The following is a 2,474-nucleotide window of genomic DNA, read 5'->3' on the forward strand; positions in this document are numbered from 1 at the left end:
AGCACGAAGTCGATCAGCCGGTAAGCGCCGCCGAAGGGAACCGCGGGTTTGGCCCTGTCCGCGGTCAGCGGATACAACCGCTTGCCCTCACCGCCGGCCAGGACGATGCCCAGCACGTGTGGCGCTTCCCTCATGGTTTCAAACCTATCGGCCGTTGCGGGGCGCTGCCAGGGGGGATGCCGTATTGACCGCGTTCTGTGCGGCTGTCCGTCAAGGTATTTGGCTCTGCGCGCGTGTCTATCACCCCTACTGACTACCCGGCCCGACTCGCGAGACTCGCGGCCGTCGAACTACGGTGCGGGTATGCGGGTGGCGATGATGACTCGGGAGTACCCACCAGAGGTCTACGGCGGAGCCGGAGTACACGTCACCGAACTGGTCGCCCAACTGCGCAGATTGTGTGCGGTGGACGTGCATTGCATGGGGGCGCCGCGGCCGAACGCCATCGTGCATCAGCCTGATCCGCGTTTGCAGGACGCCAATGCGGCGATGTCGACGTTGTCCGCCGACTTGATGATGGCCAACGCCGCATTTGCGGCCACAGTGGTGCATTCGCACACCTGGTACACCGGCATGGCCGGTCATCTGGCCGCGTTGCTGTACGACGTCCCCCACGTTTTGACCGCGCATTCGCTCGAGCCGCTGCGGCCGTGGAAGGCAGAACAGCTCGGCGGCGGCTACCGGATCTCGTCATGGGTCGAGCACACCGCGATGCTGGGCGCCCACGCCGTCATCGCGGTCAGCGCCGCGATGCGCGAGGACGTGCTGCGGGTCTACCCCGCGTTGGATCCCAACCAGGTGCACGTCATCCGCAACGGGGTCGACACCGACGTCTGGTATCCGGCCGGTCGCGGCGAGACCAGCTCGCAAACCGGCTCTGTGCTGACCGAACTCGGCGTCGACCCCAGTCGGCCCACCGTGGTGTTCGTCGGGCGGATCACCCGGCAGAAGGGCCTCGCCCACCTGGTGGCGGCCGCGCACCGGTTCAGCCCGGAAGTGCAGGTGTTGCTGTGCGCGGGTGCCCCGGACACCCCGGAGATCGCCGAGGAGATCGCCGCCGCGGTGGCCAACCTGGCCGCCGAGCGCCAGGGGGTGTTCTGGATCCGGGAGATGCTGCCCATCGGAGAGATGCGCGAAATCTATTCGGCGGCAAGTGTTTTCGTATGCCCATCGATATATGAGCCGCTGGGCATCGTGAACCTGGAGGCGATGGCGTGCGGAACGGCGGTGGTCGCCAGCGACGTTGGCGGGATACCCGAGGTTGTCGCCGATCAGATCACCGGGACGCTGGTGCATTACGACGCCGACGACCCGAGCGGATATCAGGCCGGATTGGCTGAGGCGGTCAACGAGCTTGTGTCAGACCCGGAGAAGGCGCAGCGGCTCGGCCAGGCGGGACGCCAGCGCTGCATTGAGGAATTCTCCTGGGCCCGCGTCGCTGAGCAGACCCTGGAAATTTATCGGAAAGTTTGTGCCTGACGCCGCCGACAATTGTCGGGCGGCAGTCGCTAGGTGGAGCTGGTGACTCCCTTGAGTTCGTCGCCGAGAGCAGCGGCTTCGTCGGGCGTCAACTCGACGACCAATCGGCCGCCCCCCTCAAGTGGTACCCGCATCACGATGCCGCGCCCCTCCTTCGTCGCTTCCAGAGGACCGTCTCCGGTCCGGGGCTTCATCGCCGCCATCGAGTGCTCCCTCCAGGTTCCAGCTGGCCCGCCCGCGCGGACCTGGTCGGCGCCGAGCATGCCCCGCCAGCGAATTTCCAGCCATACCCGGCATCAAAATGCCAAATCACCCCCCTATTGTTCCCTATCCAGGTCACCGGTTGCACGAAGACCCGCATCTGGGTTCTCAACGGGCCTCAAACTGCGTGGGCGGGCACCCAGCAATCACTGATGTGGTCGTCGACCATTCCGGTCGCCTGCATCAACGCGTAGGCGGTGGTGGGGCCGACGAAGCGGAACCCGCGACCTTTGAGTTCACGCGCCATGGCCTTCGATTCCGCAGTAGCCGAGGGGATTTCGGAGGGGCCGGCCGGCCGGGGCCGCGGCGACGGGGCGAATGACCACAGCAGCTCCGACAGGTCGGCGGGAGTTCCCAGCTCAGCGGCGGCGCGCGCATTGGCAATCGTGGCCTCGATCTTGGCCCGGTTGCGCACTATGCCCTCGTCGGCCATCAGCCGCTGCACATCGGTGTCGGTGTAGCTGGCGATGCGCTCGACGTCGAACTTGGCGAACGCGCGCCGGAAGTTGTCCCGCTTGCGCAGGATGATCAGCCACGACAGCCCACTCTGGAATGCCTCCAGGCTCATCCGCTCGAACAGGGCCACGCCGTCGCGGACCTGGCGGCCCCACTCCTGATCGTGGTAGTCGCGATACAGGTCGAAGTCGGGGCCGGGCCGAACGGTCGCCCAGCTGCAACGCACAAGTCCGTCGTCACTCACATTGAATCCTGACGATCCTCGCCACCGTCTGGTT

The 2,474-nt window shown here is 66.2% G+C and carries 4 protein-coding genes; 1 reads left to right on the plus strand and 3 read right to left on the minus strand.

The genetic code is table 11. The features are described 5' to 3' along the window. Positions 1-134, minus strand: a 134-nt coding sequence (locus JOZ00_RS23090; RefSeq protein ID WP_293348615.1) for a sugar phosphate nucleotidyltransferase, incomplete at its 3' end; no start/stop codon positions are given. Positions 135-303: 169 nt separating this feature from the next. On the opposite strand from JOZ00_RS23090, the gene glgA reads away from it, so the two are divergent. Continuing rightward, positions 304-1,479 (plus strand): glycogen synthase, encoded by a 1,176-nt coding sequence (gene glgA / locus JOZ00_RS23095; protein ID WP_293348608.1) that lies wholly within the window; start codon positions 304-306, stop codon positions 1,477-1,479. A gap of 29 nt (positions 1,480-1,508) precedes the next feature. On the opposite strand, the gene JOZ00_RS23100 is transcribed toward glgA, so the two are convergent. Beyond that, the gene (locus tag JOZ00_RS23100) at positions 1,509-1,682 is read right to left on the minus strand and encodes a DUF3117 domain-containing protein (RefSeq protein ID WP_066995255.1); all 174 of its coding nucleotides are present in this window, start codon (positions 1,680-1,682) and stop codon (positions 1,509-1,511) included. Positions 1,683-1,858: 176 nt separating this feature from the next. Beyond that, positions 1,859-2,440, minus strand: coding sequence for a DNA-3-methyladenine glycosylase I (gene tag / locus JOZ00_RS23105; RefSeq protein WP_293348618.1), 582 nt, complete (start codon positions 2,438-2,440; stop codon positions 1,859-1,861). Positions 2,441-2,474: the final 34 nt, after the last annotated feature.

The organism is Mycobacterium sp., assembly GCF_019243155.1.
Classification (GTDB): domain Bacteria; phylum Actinomycetota; class Actinomycetes; order Mycobacteriales; family Mycobacteriaceae; genus Mycobacterium.

What these genes read in the sequence shown, in the direction of transcription:
- glgA (WP_293348608.1), top strand. Translation starts at nt 304, where the DNA reads ATGCGGGTGGCGATGATGACTCGGGAGTACCCACCAGAGGTCTACGGC.
- JOZ00_RS23100 (WP_066995255.1), bottom strand. Translation starts at nt 1,682, where the DNA reads ATGGCGGCGATGAAGCCCCGGACCGGAGACGGTCCTCTGGAAGCGACG.